We start from the raw sequence: 17,467 nt of genomic DNA, 5'->3' as shown, positions 1-17,467 counted from the left end.
TCCACCGTGGAGCAGGACGACGCCGCGGGAGCCCCGAGTGAGCCGCACCCTCTGGTTCGCCGCCGGCACCGGGGTGGGCCTCTACGCCGCCGCGCGCGCCCGCCGGCTGGCCGAGACGTTCACCGCCGAGGGTCTGCAGGACCGCGTCGGCGCCGCCGTCGTCGGGCTGCGGATGTTCCGCGACGAGGTCGCCCAGGGCAAGGCCGACGCCGAAACCGGCTTGCGGGAGCGGATGGGCCTGGCGCTCCATGAACACCACGAGCTGACGTCGTCGGCCCGTCACGAGCTGGCCGGCACCGAGCCGGACCCGGCACCGAGCATCGAGAAGGAAGTAGGCAGCAGCTGATGGACACCTCGGAGATCCGACGGAGGTTCGTGGCGCACTTCGAGCGCGCCGGTCACACCCCCGTCCCGTCGGCCTCCCTGCTGCTCGACGACCCCAACCTGTTGTTCGTCAACGCCGGGATGGTGCCGTTCAAGCCGTACTTCCTCGGGCAGGAGACGCCGCCGTACGACACCGCGACCAGCGTGCAGAAGTGCATCCGCACGCCCGACATCGAGGACGTCGGCAAGACCACCCGTCACGGCACGTTCTTCGAGATGTGCGGCAACTTCTCCTTCGGCGACTACTTCAAGGAGCGGGCCATCGAGCTCGCCTGGGAGCTGTGCACCAAGCCGCTGGCCGACGGCGGCTGGGGCCTCGAGGAGAGCCGGCTCTACCCGAGCGTCTACGCCGAGGACGCCGAGGCGCTGGCGCTGTGGGTGAAGGTCACCGGCCTGCCCGCCGACCGGATCCTCAAGCTCGGCAAGCGCGAGAACTACTGGTCGATGGGCGTGCCCGGCCCCGGCGGTCCGTGCTCGGAGATCCTCTACGACCGCGGCGACGCCTTCGGTCCCTCCTTCGACCCCACGCAGCTCGGCCCCGACATGCCGGTGCCCCTCGAGGACCGGCTGCTGGAGATCTGGAACCTCGTCTTCATGCAGGACGAGCTCAGTGCCGTGCGGTCGAAGGAGGACTTCGACATCGCCGCGTCGCTGCCCAAGAAGAACATCGACACCGGCATGGGCCTCGAGCGCGTCGCGCTGCTCCTGCAGGACGTCCACAACATGTACGAGGTCGACGTCGTCTTCCCGGTCATCGAGCGCGCCATGGCGCTGACGGGCAAGAAGTACGGCGCCGACCCGGTCGACGACGTGCGGTTCCGCGTCGTCGCCGACCACGTGCGCAGCTCGATGATGCTCATCGGTGACGGCGTCACCCCCGGCAACGAGGCGCGCGGCTACGTGCTGCGCCGCCTGCTGCGCCGCGCCGTCCGCTCGATGCGCCTGCTCGGCTACGACGACCCCGCGCTGCCCGAGCTGCTCCCGGTGAGCCGCGACAAGATGGGTGAGACCTACACCGACCTCGTCTCCGACTGGGACCGCATCTCGCGGGTCGCCTACGCCGAGGAGGACACGTTCCGCAAGACGCTCCAGGCCGGGTCGACGATCTTCGACCAGGCGGCGCTCACGGTGAAGCGGTCCGGCGGCACGGTGCTCGGCGGTGCCGAGGCGTTCCAGCTGCACGACACGTTCGGCTTCCCGATCGACCTGACCCTCGAGATGGCGAGCGAGGCCGGGCTCACCGTCGACGAGGACGGCTTCCGCGGGCTCATGGCCGAGCAGCGGCAGAAGGCGAAGGACGACGCCCGGGCCAAGAAGGGCCAGCACGCCGACACCACCGTCTACCGCGGCGTGCTCGACGAGAACGGCCCGACCGAGTGGCTCGCCTACGAGACGCTCGAGACCGAGTCCCGTCCGCTGGCCCTGCTCTCGGGCGGTGCCCGTGTCGACGTGCTCGGCAACGGCGAGGTCGGCGAGCTCGTGCTCGACCGCACCCCGTTCTACGCCGAGTCGGGCGGCCAGGCCGCCGACGCCGGCACGATCGAGTTCGACGGCGGGCGACTCGAGGTGCTCGACGTCCAGCGGCCGATCAAGGGACTGGTCGTGCACCAGGTGCGAGTGGTCGACGGCGAGCTGCCGGCGTCCCTCGGCTCCGGCGCGCTGCACGCCCGGGTCGACCCCGAGTGGCGCACGGGCGCGCGCCAGGCGCACTCCGGCACCCACGTCGTGCACGCGGCGCTGCGCCAGGTGCTCGGCCCGAGCGCGCTGCAGTCCGGCTCCTACAACCGGCCCGGCTACCTCCGCCTCGACTTCGGCTGGACGACGTCGCTGACGCCCGCGCAGGTGCGCGACATCGAGCAGGTCTCCAACGAGGCGCTGCGGGCCGACCTGCCGGTCGGCTGGCAGTACATGACGCTCGAGGAGGCCAAGGAGTGGGGCGCCGTGGCGCTCTTCGGCGAGACCTACGACACCACGAAGGTGCGCGTCGTCGAGATCGGCGGCCCGTGGTCGCGCGAGCTGTGCGGTGGCACCCACGTCGAGCACTCCTCGCAGATCGGCACCGTCGTCGTGACCGGCGAGGCGTCGGTCGGCTCGGGCAACCGCCGCATCGAGGCGTTCACCGGCGTCGAGGGGTTCGCCTACCTCGCCCGCGAGCGCGACGTCGTCGGCCAGCTCACCTCCCTGCTCAAGATCCAGCCGCAGGACCTCGTGCCGCGGGTCGCCGACCTCGTCGAGCGTCTCCGCGCCGCGGAGAAGGAGATCGAGAAGGCCCGTCTGCAGCAGCTGCTCGCCGGTGGGGCCGAGCTGGCGGCCGCGGCCACCGACGTCGACGGCGTCCGGGTCGTGGCGCACCGGGTCGACGGCGCGGGCGGCGGCGACGTCCGCACGCTCGCGCTCGACGTCCGGGGCCGGCTCGGCAACGACGCGCCCGGCGTGGTCGTCGTGCTCGGCGCGGCCGACGGCAAGGTCTCGGTCGTCGCGGCGCTCAACGAGGCGGCGCAGGCGCGTGGACTGAGCGCCAACGACCTCGTGCGCGCCGTCGGGCCGTTCGTCGGCGGCAAGGGCGGCGGCAAGGCCGACGTCGCCCAGGGGGGCGGCACCGACACCTCCCGCCTCGACGAGGCGCTGGCCGCGGTCACCGCGGCGGTCGCGGGCTCGTGAGGCCGGGGATCCGTCTCGGGATCGACCCCGGCGACGCCCGGATCGGCGTCGCCAGGAGTGACCCGTCGGGCTTCCTCGCCACCCCCGTCGAGACGGTGCGGCGCGGCAAGGGGGACCTGAAGCGGATCCGTCAGATCCTGCGCGAGGCCGGCGACGACACCGTCGACGGCGTCCTGGAGGTCGTCATGGGCCTGCCGCGCTCGCTGTCCGGCGGCGAGGGACCGGCCGCGACGAAGACGCGCGAGTTCGCCGTCCGGCTCGCGGCGTCCGTCGCCCCGGTCGGCGTGCGGCTGGTCGACGAACGACTGACCACCGTGTCGGCGGAGGCTATGCTGCGCGAACGTGGCACCAAGGGCGCCCAGCGCCGCGCGGTCGTCGACCAGGCCGCCGCCGTCCTGATCCTGCAGCACGCGCTCGACACCGAGCGAGCCACCGGACTCCCGCCCGGGGAGCTCGTCCCCAGCACCGAGGAGCCCGATGTCTGACCAGTACGGCGCGTCGCCGACGTCCCGGGGCGGGCGTCGCCGCCGGCGCAAGCGGTCGGGCTGCCTGCCGATGCTCGTAGTCCTGGCCGTGCTCGTCGCCGGCGGCTACTTCCTGGTGCGCTCGATCGACCTGTCGAACCCGTTCGCCTCCGACGCCGAGGACTTCGACGGTCCAGGCACCGGCTCGGCGGTGTTCACCGTCTCCGGCGGCGACTCGATCCGCGTGATGGGCCAGAACCTCGAGGACCTCGGCGTGGTCGCCTCCGACGACGCGTTCGTCGAGGCCGCCGACGGCGGTGGGGCGATCACCGAAGGCGTCTACAAGGTGCAGAAGCAGATGAAGGCCGCCGACGTCGTCGACCTGCTCGTGAGCGGCACGACCCGCGGCTCGTCGTACACCTTCACCTCGGGCAAGACGGTGCGCGAGATCGTGGCCCTGCTCGCCGAGGACACCGACAGCACCCGGCAGCAGTACCAGGCCGTGCTCGACGCGCCCGAGTCGATCGGGCTGCCGGCGAGCGCCGAGGGCAACGCCGAGGGCTACCTCTCGCCCGGCAGCTACACCTTCTTCCCCGACGACGACGCCGCCACGATCCTCTCGGCCATGGTCGCACGCACGACGCAGACGCTCGGCGAGGTCGACCTCGCGGCGGCCGCGGAGCGTCTCGGCTACTCCGAGCACGACCTGATGACCGTGGCCAGCCTGATCGAGACCGAGGGCAGCCTGCTGAACGAGCAGGGCAAGGCCAAGATCGCCCGGGTCATCTACAACCGCCTCGCCGACCCGACCGCCGAGACGATCGGCCGGCTGCAGCTCGACGCGACGGTCAACTACGCGCGCGGCGAGAAGGTCGCCGTCCCGACGCAGGCGCAGATCGACGAGGTCGCCGACAGCCCGTACAACACCTATACCAACGCCGGGCTGCCGCCGGGGCCGATCGCCACGCCGAGCAACGACGCCCTGCAGGCGGCCATGGCGCCGGCCGACGGGCCGTGGTTCTACTACGTGACGGTGAACCTGGAGAGCGGACAGACGAAGTTCGCCGTCGACTACGACGAGTTCCTCGAGCTCAAGGGCGAGCTGCGCTCGTACTGCGACACCTCCGACCGCTGCTGAGGCGGGGCTCGAACGTGCGCTGTGCTGTTCTCGGGGACCCGATCGGCCACTCGCTGTCGCCGGTCCTGCACCGTGCGGCCTACGCCGCCCTCGGGCTCGACTGGTCCTACGAGGCGGTGCGCGTGCCGTCCGGTGGGCTGGCCGGCTTCCTGGCCGGGCTCGACGACGCCTGGCGCGGCCTGTCGCTCACGATGCCGCTCAAGCGCGAGGTCGTCGCGCTCGGCCCCAGGTGGGCGGGGGAGTCGTCCGACGTCGTCCGGCTGACCGGCGCGGCCAACACCGTCGTCCTCGACGGCGACCGCCTGCTGCTCGACAACACCGACCTCCCGGGCGCCGCGGCGGCCATCCGGGAGCGCTGGGACGGCGACGTCTCGCGCGCGGTCGTGCTCGGCGCCGGCGCCACCGCCGCCTCGGTGGGCCTGGCGATGTGCGACCTCGGCGCGCGCGAGGTGCACCTTCTGGCCCGCTCGCCCGGACGGGCCGCCGAGACGGTCGCGGTGGTCTCGGCCCACGCGTCGGCCCCGCGCGTGAGCGTCGGTGGCCTCGACGAGCCGGTCTCGGGCGACGTCGTCGTCTCGACCATCCCGGTGGCCGCCCAGACCGACGACCTGGTGCGTCGCTGCGGCGAGGTGCCCGTGACGTTCGAGGTGGTCTACGACCCCTGGCCCACGCCGTTGGCCGCGGCGGCCGAGGCCGGCGGCCGCGTGCTCGTCGGCGGTCTCGACCTGCTCGTGCACCAGGCGGTGCTGCAGGTCGAGCGCTTCACGGGCACGCCAGGCCCGCTCGAGGTGATGCGCACCGCCGGCGCCGAGGCGCTGGCCGCGCGGGTGAGGTCGTCGTGAGCGGCGACGTGGTGCTGGTCGCCGCCCTCGCCGCGATCGCCGCCGGCCTGGCCGGCCTGTTCGTTCCGCGCGCCATCGCCGCGCTGCGCGAGCCGCCCCCCGACCCCGTGCTCGCCGAGCTCGAGGCCAAGGCGCTCGAGGGCCCGCTGACACCGCGCCAGCAGGTCCGGCTCGACGAGGGCCCGAAGCGGCTCTACCGCGACATCGGCGCCGAGCCCGGACTCGCGGCGATCACGAGCGTCGTCGCCGCCCTCGTCGCGGTGGCGATCGTGCTGGCCGTCGGCGTCGACCCCGACCTCGTGGTGCTGCTGCCCGTCGTCCCGATCGGGGTGCTGCTCGCCGTCGTCGACCTACGCACCCGGCTGCTGCCGTCGCGGGTCGTGTGGGCCGGCCTCGGTCTCGCGCTGGTCTGCGCGGCGGCCCTGGTGCCGTTCACCGACACCGCCGGCGCCGACCTGGTGCGCGCGCTGATCGGCTTCGTGCTCGGCTTCGGGTTCTTCTTCGTCCTCTGGTTCGTCTACCCCGCCGGCATGGGCTTCGGCGACGTCCGGCTCGCCGGCCTGTGCGGTTTCCTGCTGGCCCACCAGGGCTGGGGGGAGTGGGTCGTCGGGCTCTACTCGGCGTTCCTGCTCTCGGGCGTGCCAGCGCTCGTGGTCGCCCTGCTGCGCCGCAGCACGACGGTGCTGAAGTTCAACATCCCGCTCGGTCCGTTCCTGCTGGTCGGCGTCCCGATCGGTCTGGCGGTCGGCGCCTGGGTCGGGCAACGTCTCGTCGGCGGGTGAGGGGTCATCGGCGCCGCGGGGCCGATGACAGACTGACCCCATGTTGCGCTGGTTGACCGCGGGTGAGTCCCACGGCCCGTCCCTGGTCGCGATCCTCGAGGGCCTGCCGGCCCACGTCGAGGTGACGACGTCCGACATCGCCGACTCGCTGGCCCGGCGCCGGCTCGGCTACGGCCGCGGCGCCCGGATGAAGTTCGAGCAGGACGAGGTGACCATCAACGGCGGCGTCCGCCACGGGCGCACGCAGGGCGGCCCCGTCGCGATCACCGTCGGCAACACCGAGTGGCCCAAGTGGGAGACCGTGATGGCGGCCGACCCGGTCGACCCGTCGCTGCTCAAGGAGACCGGCCGCAACGCCCCGCTCACCCGCCCTCGGCCCGGCCACGCCGACCTCGCCGGCATGCAGAAGTACGACTTCGAGGAGGCGCGGCCGATCCTCGAGCGCGCCTCGGCCCGCGAGACGGCGGCACGGGTCGCGCTCGGCCGCGTGGCCTCCAACTTCCTCGAGCAGTCGGTCGGGGCCCGCATCGTCTCGCACGTCATCGAGCTCGGCGGGGTGCGCGCGCCGTCCGGGCTGTGGCCCGCGGCCGACGACGTCGAGCGGCTCGACGCCGACCCCGTGCGCTGCCTCGACCCCGACACCTCGGCCGCGATGGTCGAGCGCATCGACCAGGCCCACAAGGACGGCGACACGCTCGGTGGCGTCGTCGAGGTCGTCGTCCACGGGCTGCCGCCGGGGCTCGGCTCCCACGTGCACTGGGACCGCCGCCTCGACTCGCGCCTCGCCGGCGCGCTCATGGGCATCCAGGCCATCAAGGGCGTCGAGGTGGGCGACGGCTTCGAGCTCGCGGCCACGCCGGGCTCGCTCGCGCACGACGAGATCGTGCCGACCGACGACGGCATCCGCCGCGTCTCCGCTCGCTCCGGCGGCACCGAGGGCGGCATGACCACGGGCGAGGTGCTGCGCGTGCGGGCGGCGATGAAGCCGATCGCCACCGTGCCGCGCGCGCTGCGCACCGTCGACGTCGCCACCGGCGAGGAGGCCGTGGCCCACCACCAGCGCTCCGACGTGTGCGCCGTCCCGGCGGCCGGCATCGTCGCCGAGGCGATGGTGGCGCTCGTCGTCGCCGACGCCGTCGTCGAGAAGTTCGGCGGCGACTCCCTCGGCGAGACCCGCCGCAACTGCGAGACCTACCTGTCGTCGCTGAGGTACCGGTGACCGCACCGGGCCCGCGCGTCGTGCTGGTCGGGCCCATGGGGGCCGGCAAGACGACGGTCGCCGGCGTGCTGGCCGCGCGGTGGGGCGTCGAGGCCCGCGACACCGACAGCGACGTCGAGGCCACCGACGGGCGGGCGGTCTCCGACATCTTCGTCGAGTCGGGCGAGGCGCACTTCCGTGGCCTGGAGCGTGAGGCGGTGGCCGCCGCGCTGGCCGACCACGACGGCGTCCTGTCGCTCGGCGGCGGGGCCGTGCTCGACCCCGCCACCCGCGAGGCTTTGGCCGGACACAGTGTCGTCTTCCTCCGCGTCGGGCTGAGCGAGGCGGTGAAGCGCGTCGGCCTCGGCACCGGTCGCCCGCTGCTGCTCGGCAACGTGCGGGCCCGCATCAAGGCGCTGCTCGACGAGCGCACCCCGATCTACGAGTCGGTCGCCACGATCGTCGTCGACACCGACGACGCCTCGCCCGACGACGTCGCCACCCGCATCCAGGAGGCCCTCGCATGACCGACGCCGACGAGACCGTGCTCCACGTCGGCGGCGCGTCGCCCTACGACGTCGTCGTCGGTCACGACCTCGCCGACCACCTGCCGGCGATGGTCGGCGACGCGCTGCGGGTCGCGGTGATCGTGCCCGAGTCGCTGGTCGAGCTCGCCGAGGACGCCGCCCACGGACTCGTCGAGGCGCTCGCCGAGCGCGACGTCACGATCCTGACGGTGCCCGACGGCGAGGAGGCGAAGTCGGCCGACGTGCTCAACGGCTGCTGGGAGGCGCTGGGCGAGGAGGGCTTCACCCGCTCCGACGTCGTCGTCACCCTCGGCGGCGGCGCCACCACCGACCTGGGCGGGTTCGTGGCGGCGTCCTGGCTGCGGGGCGTGCGGGTCGTGCACGTGCCCACCACGCTGCTCGCCATGGTCGATGCCGCCGTGGGCGGCAAGACCGGCATCAACACCGCCGCCGGCAAGAACCTGGTCGGGGCGTTCCACGAGCCGTCCGGGGTCATCTGCGACCTCCACCTGCTCGAGACGCTGCCCCGCGAGGAGCTCGTCGCCGGGCTCGGCGAGGTCGTCAAGTGCGGCTTCATCGCCGACCCCGAGATCCTGCGTCTGGTCGAGACCACCGCCCCGGCCGACCTCGTGCCGTCGTCCCCGGTGCTGCGCGAGCTCGTCGAGCGCGCGATCAAGGTGAAGATCGACGTCGTCGTCGCCGACCTCAAGGAGACCGGCGGGGCCGGGGGCGGGCACCCCGGGCGCGAGGCGCTCAACTACGGCCACACGCTCGCGCACGCCATCGAGCGCGCCGAGGACTACGTGATCCGCCACGGCGAGGCCGTCGCCATCGGCTCGGTGTTCGTCGCCGAGCTGGCCCACCGCGCCGCCGGCCTGCCGGCCGAGGTGGTCGAACGGCACCGGACGGCGTTCGGCCGGGTCGGCCTGCCGACCACCTACGACGGCGCCCCGTTCGAGGACCTGCTGGCCACGATGCGCATCGACAAGAAGTCGCGCGGCGCGACCCTGCGCTTCGTCGTCCTCGACGACGTCGGGTCGCCGACGATCCTCGCCGGCCCGTCGGAGGAGCACCTGCGCGAGGCGTTCGAGGCGATCGCGGGCGATCCGCTGTGAGGACGCTCGTGCTGAACGGCCCGAACCTCGGCCGTCTCGGCCGCCGTCAGCCCGAGATCTACGGCCACACGAGCCACACCGAGCTCGCCGAGCAGTGCGTGGCGTGGGGGAGCGCGCTCGGCCTCGACGTCGAGGTGCACCAGACCAACCACGAGGGCGTCCTGCTCGACCTGCTCAACACCGCCGCCGACGACGCGACCCCCGTCGTCCTGAACGCCGCGGCCTGGACCCACTACTCCTGGGCGATCTTCGACGCCTGCGCCCAGCTCACCGCGCCGCTCGTCGAGGTCCACATCAGCGACCCCCGCCAGCGACCCGAGCAGTTCCGCCACACCTCCGTCGTCACCACCCACGCCGCCGAGGTCATCGCCGGTCACGGTGTCGACGGGTACCGGCTCGCTCTCGAGTCGATCGCGCGCCTGACCGCCTGCGGGGGATAGTTCGACACTCAGTCGACCTGCTCGGGGGCCGCGGAGGTCGACCAGGTGTCGAACTACCCCGGCGCGGCCTGTTGAAGGAGCCACGAATCGTCCACAGGCGCCTCCCGGCTCGGGGTTCTCCACAGCTCGCGAGCGAGTCGTTGGAGTCCGGTGCTCTCGATCGGAACCTCGATCCATGGAACGAGGATCGTGGAGTGCCACCTGTCCTAGACCTGACGGCCTGGTGCGTCCGATGCGTACCGGAGGGCGCACGGGCGACATCACCTGGCGCGTCGCCAACGGGTCGGGGTACGACAAGGTAGGGCCCGGCCTGTACGCACCGGTGGATCGACCACCCGTGGTCGAGCAGCGGATCCTGGAGGCAGGTGCGAGGCTCCCACCCGAGGGGTGCGTGTCCGGGTGGGCGGCGCTTCGTTGGCGGGGTGCGGCCTACTTCGACGGGCTCGGTCCAGAGGGGAGGGGCGAGGTCCCGGTCGAGCTGGTCATTCCGACCTACCGGAACATGCGGGCGTCGCCCGGCGTGCTACTTCGCCGGCGAGCGATCGGGCCTCGTGAGCGAGAGATCATCGGTGGACTGCCGGTCGCCACCGTCGGACGCGCGCTGTTCGACGAGATCGCCACTCGGGACGACCTGTGGTCGGCAGTCCAGGCCATCGACATGACGGCGGCGGCCCGCCTCATCTCGGTCTGGCTCTTCGCGACGTTCGTCAGCAACTGCACGTCGCGCATCGGTGCGCCACTGGCTCGCGAGGCGGCGTCGTACGCCGTCGACGAGTCCCTCTCGCCCCGAGAACCCTGGCTGCGGCTGGTCTGCGAGCTCCGAGCCGGCCTCTGGGGCCTGCTCGTCAACCGACCGGTCTTCGACCTGTCGGGCCACCTGATCGGCATGCCCGACCTGTTCGACGCGGTCGCCGGACTGGTCATCGAGTACTTCGGCGAGGTCCACCGCAGCGCCACACGCCACCGCAAGGACCTGGTGCGCGAGGAGCTGTTCCGCTCGCACGGGCTCGAGTACGTCGCGATCGCGCGAGGCGACTCACGACAGGAGGCGGCGTCCCGCATCCTCGCCGCAAGGTCTCGCGCGGGGTTCCTCGAGCCCGCCGCCCGAGCGTGGACGGTGGAGCCGCCGTCCTGGTACCGGGAGCCGGAGACCCTCGATGCCTTCCTGGAGCGGACCGGTCAGGCGGAGCGGCTCGTCGCGAGCGACGGCGGGCTCGGCTTCGTCGGCATCGAGGTGGCAGGAGGGGATACCTCGACACTCCATCGACCTGATTCCGCCGAATGAGGTCGACTGAGTGTCGAACTATCCCCGCCCGGGCCGGGTTAGGGTCCGAGGAGGTCGAACCGAGCCAGGAGGAGCACCGATGACACAGCACGTAGGTCACCGTCGTCCCGTTCGTACGTTCACGGTCGTGGGTGCGGCACTCGCGGCCGCGGTGGCGTGCCTGGTGGGGCCCGGGACGTCGCCGGCGTCGGCCGAGTCGAAGACCTTCGAGCCGGCGAAGCCGCGACCCTACCTCGAGAGCGTCACGGTAGCCAGCACGCCGAAGGCGTGGCGGTTCACGATCAGGACCAAGCAGCCGCAACGGGTGATCGGCTACGAGATCTACCTCGACTTCGGGCCGTCGGGGCGCGACCCGGGCGCGTCGGCCGACTACATCCTGCAGTCGGTGCTCGGCACCACGCGGCTGTACCAGACCTTCGACGGCACGCGGCAGGTCAGCCGGCCGGCGAACTGCGCCGGCAAGAAGTCGGTGAGGCTCAAGGGCGCGGCCGGGCCCGGACGACGCTTCGTGATCCCGCAGAGCTGCCTGCGTGAGTTCGACGCCGTCGCCGGGACGACGGGTGGCCCGGTCGGGCGGCTGCGCGCGCGGGTCGCCGTGATCGCGCAGCCGCCCGAGGGCAACTGCGTCTACAGCTGGTCGCCGAAGCGCGGGCGGTCGGTGTTCCACGGCTGGGTGCGCAACGACCTCCCGCCGGCGGCGGTCGAGCCGCCTGCGAGGACGCGCGGCGCGTCGATCCCGACGTCCGCACCGGCCCGCCGGGGCTGCTGACGCACCGATCGGCCCAGCCCGTCCGGGCGGCCGACCGGCGCGATTGAGGGTGTTCGGGCGTCGTCCCGATAGACTCGCTCGCTGTTGTCCTGGCGCCGTGGCGCCGACGACCATCGACCACTCCTCGATCGGGGCGTCCGCGCCCGCCGATCCCTACGACGAAGGCTGACCTGCGCGCATGGCTACCACCAACGACCTCAAGAACGGCATGGTCCTCAACATCGACGGCCAGCTCTGGGCCGTCGTCGAGTTCCAGCACGTCAAGCCGGGCAAGGGCCCCGCGTTCGTGCGCACCAAGCTGAAGAACGTCGAGTCGAACAAGACCGTCGACAAGACCTTCAACGCCGGCACCAAGGTCGAGACCGCCACGGTCGACCGCAGCACGATGCAGTACCTCTACAACGACGGCACGAACTTCGTGTTCATGGACACCTCGACCTACGAGCAGCTCGAGATCAGCCCCGAGATCGTCGGCAACGCCGCCAACTTCCTCCTGGAGAACCAGGAGGCCGTCGTGGCCACCAACGAGGGCCGCGTGCTGTTTATCGAGCTGCCGGCCTCGGTCGAGCTCGTCATCACCTTCACCGAGCCCGGCCTCGCCGGCGACAGCGCCACCGGTCGCACCAAGCCGGCCACGCTCGAGACCGGTCACGAGATCCAGGTGCCGCTGTTCATCAACCAGGGCGAGAAGGTCAAGGTCGACACCCGCGACTCGTCGTACATGAGCCGCGTCAAGTCCTGATGGGGGCTCGTTCCAAGGCGCGCAAGCGCGCGCTCGACACGCTGTACGCCGCCGACCTCCGGGGGGAGTCGGCGGTCGAGGCGCTCGACCGCGCCATCGCGGCCGGTGAGGGCCCGCCGAACGACTACACGGCCACGCTGGTGCGCGGCGTCGTCGCCGAGTCGGCGTCGATCGACGCGCTGCTCAGCCGCTACTCCACGGGCTGGACGCTCGACCGGATGCCGGCCGTCGACCGCAACGTGCTGCGTCTCGGCGTCTGGGAGCTCCTGCACGCCGACGACGTGCCGGGCACCGTCGCGATCACCGAGGCGATGGCGCTCGTGCAGGACCTCTCGACCGACGAGTCGCCGCAGTTCGTCAACGGTGTCCTCGGGGCCATCCAGCGGGCTGAGGCGGCCGAGTAGTCATCTACGCCATGCTGGCGTCATGACAGATCCCTACGACGTCGTCGTCATCGGACTCGGACCCGGCGGCGAGTCGCTCGCCACCACCGTCGCGAAGGCCGGACGCCGCGTGCTCGCGATCGACAAGCACCTCGTCGGCGGCGAGTGCCCCTACTACGGCTGCATCCCCTCGAAGATGATGGTGCGCGCCGCCGACACCCTCGCCGAGGCCCGCCGTGCCTCCGAGCTGGCCGGCGACGTCACCCTCACCCCGAGCTGGGAGCCGGTGGCGCGCCGCGTGAGCGAGCAGGCCACCGCCGGCTGGGACGACGAGGTCGCCGTCCGCCGTCTCGAGGACGCCGGCGCCGAGGTCGTGCACGGCGTCGCCCGGCTCACCGGACCCCGGTCGGTCGAGATCGAGCTGGCCGACGGCACCCGGCGCTCGGTGACCGCCCAGGTCGGCGTCGTGCTCAACCCCGGTACCCGTCCCGCGGCGCCACCGGTCGACGGCCTCGAGGGCACGCCCTACTGGACCAACCGCGACGCCGTCCGGACGACGTCGCGCCCCGGCTCGCTGCTCGTCCTCGGAGGTGGCCCGATCGGGTGCGAGCTGGCGCAGGTCTTCGCCCGGTTCGGCAGCCGGGTCACCATCGTCCAGCGCGGCGACCGGCTCGTGCCGGGCGACGAGCCCGAGGCGAGCGCACTGCTCGCCGACGTGCTCGCGGGCGAGGGCATCCGGGTGCTGACCTCGGCCATCACGCAGCGCGTCTCGCACGCCGACGGCACCTTCACCCTCGCGCTCACGACCGACGGCGGCGACGAGGAGGTGCGTGCCGACCAGCTGCTCGTGGCCGCCGGACGCACGCCCAACCTCGACGACCTCGGCCTCGAGACCGTCGGGCTCGACCCGACGGCCCGCACGCTCGACGTCGACGAGCGACTCCGCATGAGCGGCGTCGACGGCCTGTGGGCGATCGGCGACGTCACCGGCAAGGGCGCCTTCACCCACGTCTCGATGTACCAGTCGGCCATCGCCGCGCGCGACCTGCTCGGCGACGACGGCCCGCCCGCCAGCTACCACGCCCTCCCGCACGCGACGTTCACCGACCCCGAGGTCGCCGGCGTCGGACTCACCGAGCAGCAGGCCCGCGACGCCGGCCTCAGCGTGCGGGTGGGCCACGCGAAGCTGGAGGAGTCCTCGCGCGGCTTCACCCACGGCCCCGGTGCCCGTGGCCTCGTCAAGGTCGTCGAGGACGCCGACCGCGGCGTGCTCGTCGGCGCCACCGCCGTCGGTCCGGCCGGGGGAGAGATCCTCGGCTACCTGGCCGTCGCCGTGCACGCCGCGGTGCCGGTCGAGACGCTCCGCACGATGATCTTCGCCTACCCGACCTTCCACCGGGCGATCGAGACCGCGCTGGGAGACCTGTCGTGACGTCGTCGGCGACCGACGCCGCCCGCGACGCGAACGACAGCGAGTGGCTCGACCGTCTCGCGCGGGTCGGCCTCGTCGCGCTCGGGGTCGTGCACCTCGTGCTGGCCTGGCTGATGATCACCCTCGCGCTCGGCGACCGGGAGGGCTCGGCCACCAGCGAGGGCGCGATGCGCCAGCTCGCCGACACCCCGCTCGGGGCGGGGCTGGTGTGGGCCGTCGCGATCGGGCTCTTCCTGCTCGCGCTGTGGCAGGGCCTCGAGGCGGCGGTCGGCCACCGTGACGCCGACGGCACGACCCGGCTGCGCAAGCGCGCCGTCTCGGCCGGCAAGGCGGTGGTCTACGTCGTCATCGGCGCCAGCGGCGTCTCGGTCGCCACCGGCTCGGGCGGCGGTGGCGACGGCACCAAGACCTGGACGGCGCGACTGCTCGACGCCCCCGGTGGCCAGGTGCTCGTCGCCCTGGTCGGACTCGCGGTGATCGGGGTCGGCGTGGCGCTGCTGGTCTACGCCTGGCGCGAGAAGTACCTCAAGCACCTCGACGGCCAGGGCCGCTCCGGCGACACCGGGACGGCGTACCGCTGGCTCGGGCGCATCGGTCACGTCGCCAAGGGCCTCGCCCTGGGCGCGGTCGGCGCGCTGTTCCTCCACGCCGCCGCGACCCACGAGGCCGACAAGTCGGGCGGGCTCGACCAGGCGCTGCGTCGTCTGCTCGACGCCACCGGTGGCCCGGCCCTGGTGATCGCCGTCGGGCTCGGCTTCGGGGCCTACGGACTCTTCTGCTTCGCCTGGTCCCGCCACCTCGACCGATGACCCCGACCACCCGGGCCCAGCCCGGCTCCACGACGTTTCCCCCGGCCACGCGACGGGCACGACCCGGGGGACGTCGGCCCCGATCTAGTCTGGGCCGGTCGTGACACCGTTCTCGGAGGAGCCCTCATGACGCAGCCCCCCACCTCGTCGGGCGACGAGGCCGTGACGAGCACGAGCGACCGGCTCTACACCGCCGCCGAGCTCGACGAGTTCGCGCGCCGGCGCGCGGCCGAGGCGCGCGAGCACACCTCGCCGGGGCACCGTCGGGCCGACGTGCCGACCGATCACCCCAGCCGGGCCGACCTCACGAGCCCGGCCGCGCCCCGACCGCCGATGCCGGCCGGCCCGCCACCGGCCGGCCCCCCGCCGGCCGCATGGCCGACCGCCCCACCGCCCGCGACCCCGCCCGTCACCCCGCAGCCGACCCCGCAGCCGACCCCGCAGCCGACCCCGCCGCCGACCCCGCAGCCGACCCCGCAGCCCGAGCCCGAGATCCGGCGCTTCATGAGCGCGACCGACTTCCTCGACCGTCGCGACAGCGACCAGCAGCTCGGCCCGGCCACGTGGGGCTGGCGGGGCCGGGTGCGCCGGTGGAGCGGCGGCACCATCAAGCCGTCGATGGGCGCCAAGGAGGTCGCCTTCGAGCGCGAGCGCTCGGCCATCCAGCGCGACTTCGACGGCCCGCGCACCATCGTGTTCATCAACCCCAAGGGCGGCGCGGCCAAGACCACCGGCGTGCTCGCGGCCGGCTACACGTTCGGGACCGTGCGCGGCGGTGGCGTCGTCGCGTGGGACAACAACGAGACTCGCGGCACCCTCGGCATCCGGGGCATCCGGGGCTCCCACCGCAACACCACCCGCGAGCTGCTCGAGGACCTCGGCCGGTTCAAGGACGTCTACCAGTCGCGCATCGGCGACCTCGGCGCGTTCGTGCGGGCCCAGGGCGACGCGCACTTCGACGTGCTCGCCTCCGACGAGCGCCCCGACGTCACCGGCATGATCCGCGCCGAGGACTTCCGCGAGGTGCACCGGCTGCTCGAGCGGTTCTACCGGATCCTGCTGGTCGACACCGGCAACAACATGCGCGCCGAGAACTGGCTCGCCGCGGCCGAGGCCGCCGACCTGCTCGTCGTCACCAGCACCGTGCGCGAGGACACCGGCTACAGCGGACTGTGGATGCTCGACGCCCTCCAGGACGCCGGGCTGACCGACCTCAAGCGCAAGTGCCTGACGGTGCTCTCCGACCCGTCGCCGCAGGTCGACGGCAAGCTCGCCGCCGACCTCGTCGACGTCTACGAGCAGCGCACCCGGGGCGTGCACCGGGTGCCCTACGATCCCGTGCTGGTCGCAGGTGGCGTCGTCCCCTACGGCCAGCTCTCGCAGGCCACCAGGCGCTCCTGGCTCACCGCCTGTGCGGCCATGGCCGAGGCGTTGTAGGCCGGGTCGCGACCCGCCTCCACCGCCGATGGAGTAGACCGGAGCCATGCGCGCAGTCGTCTACTCCGAGAACGGTCCGTCGTCGGTGCTCCACCTGGTCGAGCTGCCCGACCCCGAGCCGGGGCCGGGGGAGGTCGTGGTGCGGGTGGTGCGGGCCGGGGTGAACCCGACCGACTGGAAGTTCCGCGCGGGCGTCTCGCCCAAGCAGCACGACGTCGTCTCGCCGGGCCAGGACGGCGCGGGCGTGGTCGAGTCCGTCGGCGAGGGGGTCGTGCACGTGGCCCCGGGCGACCGGGTCTGGCTGCGGATGGCCCAGCACGGCCGCGCGGTCGGCACGGCGGCCGAGCTCACGCTGCAGCCGGCCGACCACGTCGTCCCGCTGCCCGACGAGGCCTCCTTCGACCTCGGGGCGAGCCTGGGCGTGCCCGCGCTCACCGCGCACCGGGCGCTCACGCTCGACGGCGAGTCGCTGGGCGCCGGGTCGATGAGCGGTCGCTCGGTGCTGGTGCAGGGCGGCGCGGGCGCGGTCGGCAACGCTGCGATCCAGCTCGCGACCTGGGCCGGCGCCACGGTGCTCACCACGGTCAGCAGCGACGCCAAGGGTGACCTCGCGCGGGCCGCCGGTGCCCGGCACGTGGTCGACTACACCCGCGACGACGTCGCGGCCCGCGTGCGCGAGGTCGCCCCCGACGGCGTCGACCTCGTCGTCGAGGTGGCGCCGGCGACGAACCTGGCCCTCGACCTCGACGTCGTGCGCAACGCCGGCACCATCGCCTACTACGCCAACAACGGCGGCGACGAGGCGACGCTGCCCCTGCGCCCGAGCTTCTCCAAGAACGTGCGGCTGCAGGGCATCCTGCTCTACACCGCGCCCGCCGACCGGCTACGGGTCGGCGCCGACGAGGTCAGCGCCGCGGTCGCGGCCGGGGCCCTGCGCGTGGGCGAGGAGGCCGGCGTCCCGCTGCACCACTACCCGCTGTCGGAGACCGCGGCCGCCCACGACGCCGTCGAGGGAGGCGCCGTCGGCAAGGTGCTCGTCGACATCGCCGGCGCCTGAGC

18 protein-coding genes are annotated in these 17,467 nt (G+C 73.2%); all 18 read left to right on the top strand.

What is annotated here, in order from left to right; genetic code table 11:
* Positions 1 to 37: 37 nt before the first annotated feature.
* Positions 38 to 346 (top strand): DUF6167 family protein, encoded by a 309-nt coding sequence (locus tag ABFT23_RS16735; RefSeq protein WP_347897208.1) that lies wholly within the window; start codon positions 38 to 40, stop codon positions 344 to 346.
* Positions 346 to 3,045: an alanine--tRNA ligase gene (alaS, locus tag ABFT23_RS16730; RefSeq protein WP_347897206.1), complete on the top strand. Its 2,700-nt coding sequence runs from the start codon at positions 346 to 348 to the stop codon at positions 3,043 to 3,045. The genes ABFT23_RS16735 and alaS overlap by 1 nt, the downstream gene beginning before the upstream one ends.
* The gene (ruvX, locus tag ABFT23_RS16725) at positions 3,042 to 3,530 is read left to right on the top strand and encodes a Holliday junction resolvase RuvX (protein ID WP_347897204.1); all 489 of its coding nucleotides are present in this window, start codon (positions 3,042 to 3,044) and stop codon (positions 3,528 to 3,530) included. The genes alaS and ruvX overlap by 4 nt, the downstream gene beginning before the upstream one ends.
* Positions 3,523 to 4,647, top strand: coding sequence for an endolytic transglycosylase MltG (gene mltG, locus ABFT23_RS16720; protein WP_347897202.1), 1,125 nt, complete (start codon positions 3,523 to 3,525; stop codon positions 4,645 to 4,647). The genes ruvX and mltG overlap by 8 nt, the downstream gene beginning before the upstream one ends.
* Positions 4,648 to 4,661: 14 nt before the next feature.
* The gene (locus ABFT23_RS16715) at positions 4,662 to 5,489 is read left to right on the top strand and encodes a shikimate dehydrogenase (RefSeq protein ID WP_347897200.1); all 828 of its coding nucleotides are present in this window, start codon (positions 4,662 to 4,664) and stop codon (positions 5,487 to 5,489) included.
* Entirely contained in the window at positions 5,486 to 6,271 is a 786-nt protein-coding gene (locus ABFT23_RS16710) for an A24 family peptidase (RefSeq protein ID WP_347897198.1), read from the top strand. The genes ABFT23_RS16715 and ABFT23_RS16710 overlap by 4 nt, the downstream gene beginning before the upstream one ends.
* 40 nt (positions 6,272 to 6,311) lie before the next feature.
* Positions 6,312 to 7,490, top strand: coding sequence for a chorismate synthase (gene aroC / locus ABFT23_RS16705; protein WP_347897197.1), 1,179 nt, complete (start codon positions 6,312 to 6,314; stop codon positions 7,488 to 7,490).
* On the top strand, positions 7,487 to 7,996 hold the full coding sequence (locus ABFT23_RS16700) for a shikimate kinase (RefSeq protein ID WP_457623605.1): 510 nt from the start codon (positions 7,487 to 7,489) through the stop codon (positions 7,994 to 7,996). The genes aroC and ABFT23_RS16700 overlap by 4 nt, the downstream gene beginning before the upstream one ends.
* Positions 7,993 to 9,111: a 3-dehydroquinate synthase gene (aroB, locus tag ABFT23_RS16695; RefSeq protein WP_347897195.1), complete on the top strand. Its 1,119-nt coding sequence runs from the start codon at positions 7,993 to 7,995 to the stop codon at positions 9,109 to 9,111. Before ABFT23_RS16700 ends, aroB begins: the two co-directional genes overlap by 4 nt.
* Complete coding sequence (locus tag ABFT23_RS16690) at positions 9,108 to 9,551, top strand: type II 3-dehydroquinate dehydratase (RefSeq protein ID WP_457623603.1); 444 nt, start codon at positions 9,108 to 9,110, stop codon at positions 9,549 to 9,551. Before aroB ends, ABFT23_RS16690 begins: the two co-directional genes overlap by 4 nt.
* Before the next feature lie 658 nt (positions 9,552 to 10,209).
* Positions 10,210 to 10,836, top strand: a complete 627-nt coding sequence (locus tag ABFT23_RS16685; protein ID WP_347897191.1) for a hypothetical protein — start codon at positions 10,210 to 10,212, stop codon at positions 10,834 to 10,836.
* A gap of 127 nt (positions 10,837 to 10,963) precedes the next feature.
* Positions 10,964 to 11,605 (top strand): hypothetical protein, encoded by a 642-nt coding sequence (locus tag ABFT23_RS16680; RefSeq protein ID WP_347897189.1) that lies wholly within the window; start codon positions 10,964 to 10,966, stop codon positions 11,603 to 11,605.
* Positions 11,606 to 11,783: 178 nt separating this feature from the next.
* Positions 11,784 to 12,347 (top strand): elongation factor P, encoded by a 564-nt coding sequence (gene efp / locus ABFT23_RS16675; RefSeq protein ID WP_347897188.1) that lies wholly within the window; start codon positions 11,784 to 11,786, stop codon positions 12,345 to 12,347.
* Positions 12,347 to 12,751, top strand: coding sequence for a transcription antitermination factor NusB (gene nusB / locus ABFT23_RS16670; RefSeq protein ID WP_347897186.1), 405 nt, complete (start codon positions 12,347 to 12,349; stop codon positions 12,749 to 12,751). Before efp ends, nusB begins: the two co-directional genes overlap by 1 nt.
* Before the next feature lie 22 nt (positions 12,752 to 12,773).
* Positions 12,774 to 14,162: a dihydrolipoyl dehydrogenase family protein gene (locus ABFT23_RS16665; protein ID WP_347897184.1), complete on the top strand. Its 1,389-nt coding sequence runs from the start codon at positions 12,774 to 12,776 to the stop codon at positions 14,160 to 14,162.
* The gene (locus ABFT23_RS16660) at positions 14,159 to 14,971 is read left to right on the top strand and encodes a DUF1206 domain-containing protein (RefSeq protein ID WP_347897182.1); all 813 of its coding nucleotides are present in this window, start codon (positions 14,159 to 14,161) and stop codon (positions 14,969 to 14,971) included. The genes ABFT23_RS16665 and ABFT23_RS16660 overlap by 4 nt, the downstream gene beginning before the upstream one ends.
* A 126-nt stretch (positions 14,972 to 15,097) precedes the next feature.
* Positions 15,098 to 16,408 (top strand): MinD/ParA family ATP-binding protein, encoded by a 1,311-nt coding sequence (locus tag ABFT23_RS16655; protein WP_347897181.1) that lies wholly within the window; start codon positions 15,098 to 15,100, stop codon positions 16,406 to 16,408.
* 46 nt (positions 16,409 to 16,454) lie between these two features.
* Positions 16,455 to 17,465, top strand: a complete 1,011-nt coding sequence (locus ABFT23_RS16650; RefSeq protein ID WP_347897179.1) for an NADPH:quinone reductase — start codon at positions 16,455 to 16,457, stop codon at positions 17,463 to 17,465.
* Positions 17,466 to 17,467 lie beyond the last annotated feature (2 nt).

It is taken from the genome of Nocardioides secundeburneus (assembly GCF_039939255.1).
Taxonomy (GTDB): Bacteria; Actinomycetota; Actinomycetes; order Propionibacteriales; family Nocardioidaceae; genus Nocardioides.
This window is presented reverse-complemented; position numbering and strand designations above follow the sequence as displayed.